Origin of the sequence: Actinomadura geliboluensis (assembly GCF_005889745.1) — a bacterium.
GTDB lineage: Bacteria > Actinomycetota > Actinomycetes > Streptosporangiales > Streptosporangiaceae > Spirillospora > Spirillospora geliboluensis.
The window spans coordinates 1-2,517 of sequence record NZ_VCKZ01000670.1 but is presented as its reverse complement, the minus strand read 5'-3'; the positions used below and the strand labels follow the sequence as shown (position 1 = coordinate 2,517).

At 70.6% G+C, this 2,517-nt stretch carries 4 protein-coding genes; 2 read left to right on the top strand and 2 right to left on the bottom strand.

What is annotated here, in order from left to right; all coding sequences use genetic code 11:
* Window positions 1–213: 213 nt before the first annotated feature.
* Complete coding sequence (locus ETD96_RS43310) at window positions 214–552, bottom strand: TraR/DksA family transcriptional regulator (protein ID WP_138642278.1); 339 nt, start codon at window positions 550–552, stop codon at window positions 214–216.
* A gap of 145 nt (window positions 553–697) precedes the next feature.
* Between ETD96_RS43310 and ETD96_RS43305 the strand changes: the two genes are divergently transcribed.
* Window positions 698–922, top strand: a complete 225-nt coding sequence (locus ETD96_RS43305; protein WP_138642277.1) for a hypothetical protein — start codon at window positions 698–700, stop codon at window positions 920–922.
* 497 nt (window positions 923–1,419) lie between these two features.
* Window positions 1,420–1,833, top strand: a complete 414-nt coding sequence (locus ETD96_RS43300; protein ID WP_138642276.1) for a hypothetical protein — start codon at window positions 1,420–1,422, stop codon at window positions 1,831–1,833.
* A gap of 107 nt (window positions 1,834–1,940) precedes the next feature.
* Here the strand turns inward: ETD96_RS43300 and ETD96_RS43295 are convergent.
* The coding region (locus tag ETD96_RS43295; RefSeq protein ID WP_138642275.1) for a polysaccharide deacetylase family protein at window positions 1,941–2,517 on the bottom strand (577 nt) is incomplete at its 5' end.

Genomic DNA, 2,517 nt, shown 5'->3' with positions numbered 1-2,517 from the left:
GCCCACCCCCGAGGCGCCGCACCACGGCCCGCCGCGTCGGATCGGCGAGCGCCACGAACACCCCGTCCAACTCCGCCGAATACTGTGCCATGCGGCTAAGTATTACCAGCGCCAAACAGTTAGCGCAAGAGCTAACTATCGAGCCGTGACAGGGCGGCTGCCAGGGCCGATCATCCACCGCTCCGGCGGCTCGAACGCCCTGCGCCGTCCGAGTCAGGCGGCGGCGCAGGTGATGCAGGTGCGGGCGGCGGGGCGGGCGGCCAGGCGGTCCGCTCCGATCGGGCCGCCGCAGCGCTCGCAGGCGCCGTAAGTACCGTCGCGGAGCCGCTCCAGCGCGCTCTCGATGTCGGCCAGCTGTGCCTCTGCCCTGCTCAGGGACGACTCGATCCGGGAGCGTTCGAAGGCGATGGTGGCGCCCTCGGGGTCGTGCTCGTCGTCCACCCCGGTCTGCGCCGACGCCTCGACGACGCCGTCCCAGTCGACGCGCAGCGACGCCATGAGCTTCAGGAGCGCGTCGCGATCCGCGATCAGCCGTTCTTCCGCCGTGGTCATCCCTCCTCAACGCCCGCCGCGCCGCGCCCCATTCCGGACGGCGGCGGACCGGCCCGGCGGCCGGGAGGGATGAAACGGGTGCACGTCTACATAGAGGCGGACATATGGGGTAGGCGCGGAGCGAAGCGCTATTGGGGGAGGAAACATGGCTGCTCAAGAGACAGGCCACGTCACCGGGACCAAGGACAAGGACTACAACATCACTTGGTTCGTGGAGCAGTGCCTGAGCAACGCCCTCAGGCTGGACACCTACATCGAGGACGCCGAGCGCGACGGCGACGTCGAGCTGGCGGACTTCTTCCGGCGGGCGCAGGGCGAGAGCCGCAAGGGCGCCGAGCAGGGCAAGGAGATGCTCAAGCAGCGGCTCTGACGCGGCACCGCACCCCGCCCGGGCGATCACCGCCCGGGCGGGGTGCCGCACGTCGACCGCCTGCTCCCCAGAGCGATCAGGAGGAACAGCGCATCCGGCCGAGTTGACCGGTCATACGCCCGGTGGCCGGGCGCACTCGAAGACGATGGTGGCGGTGGTTAAAGGCCCGGGCACTATTACCCTATTTCGGTTGACTGATATGCCGGAAACGAACCCGGCTTAGTGGACACATCAAATGGTGAGTGCTAGTTTGACCAATCAATTCACAGGGGGTGGTCTCACCTTGACTGAAATGGGGGCTCTGTGGGACACGCGCCGACCTCCCCGCACTCGGTAACGCGGCGCTCTCGATCACGGTGTTCGCCGGTGCGGTCGCCGCGGCAGGCTGGGGCACCGGGCGGGCAGTGGCCGCCGTCCGGTGTCGTGACCGGCTAGGCGCCGTGTTCTCTCTTTCGCGGCGTGCGGTTCAGCGGGATCCGGGGAATCGCCGCAGGTTCATGTGGATCCAACTCTTCCGGTACGTGACGTTCGCCGTTATTTCGGCGGCGGTCGGGCTGGTCGGTGCGCTGGACGGCGACGTTCCGGTGGTCTTCGCGCCGTTCTTCGTCGCGGTCGGTACGGCTTTCGTCAACTCGGCCGTTCTTACGCTGGCGACGGCAGCGGCGCTCGGCGGGCGCCGTCCCAGCGGGGCGCGGCGCGTCGCGTTCGGGGTGTGGGCCGCCGGGGTCATCGGAACACTCGCCGCCGTGATCCTCGTCCTAGGGGAGGAGCACGGGCCCTCAGTTCCGCTCATCGCGCTGCTCGCGGTGCCGTTCCTGCTCGTCGCGAAGCCGCCGCGGCACATGCTGCTCGACCCGGCTCCGCGCGGAGGGGCGCCGGCGGACGGCCGTCGCCCGGCCGGAACGCCTTGATCTGCACGTGAACCGGCTGTCAGGTCCCTCGGGCTCGCCATGAAACGGCTGGTGGTTTCACATAGAGGGCGGATGCCGGGGGAGTAGTAGCCCTGTGACAGGGGGAGTTACGGGCGCACTCCGTGGTCGCGCAGGGGGCCGACGGTCAGGGCGGTGGCGCGGCATCTGGTCACGACCTCGGGCAGGGCGGCCAGGGTCGCCTTCCAGGCGCCGGGGGCCGAGGTGACGTCGCTGTCGTGCAGGAGGAGGGTCGCTCCGCCTTCGAGGCCCGGTGCCAGGGTGCGCAAGACGGACTCGGGGGTCGCGGACGCCGTCCAGTCCTTGCCCCAGGCCGTCCACAGGACGGGACGCAGGCCGTTGCGGCGGGCCGCGAAGAGGGCCTCCGTGCTCAGGGCGCCGTACGGCGGCCGGTACCAGGACGGGGTGACGCCGCAGACGTCCTCGACCAGGTGGACGGTGTCGCGGATGCCCGCGGACGTGCGGCCGGGGCGGGCCGTGAGGGTGTTGTCGTGGTGCCAGCCGTGGACGGCTATCTCGTGCCCGTCCGCGACGATGCGGCGGCCGAGGGACGGGGCGCGCCGCAGCATCGCGCCGAGGACGAAGAACGTCGCGTGGCAGCCGAGGCGGGCCAGCTCGTCCAGGAAGAGGGGCGTGGAGCCGGGGTCGGGGCCGTCGTCGAGGGTG

Bases quoted from the DNA above. Each gene is read 5' to 3' on its own strand.
- ETD96_RS43300 (WP_138642276.1), top strand. From the start codon at position 1,420: ATGTGGATCCAACTCTTCCGGTACGTGACGTTCGCCGTTATTTCGGCG.
- ETD96_RS43305 (WP_138642277.1), top strand. From the start codon at position 698: ATGGCTGCTCAAGAGACAGGCCACGTCACCGGGACCAAGGACAAGGAC.
- ETD96_RS43310 (WP_138642278.1), bottom strand. From the start codon at position 552: ATGACCACGGCGGAAGAACGGCTGATCGCGGATCGCGACGCGCTCCTG.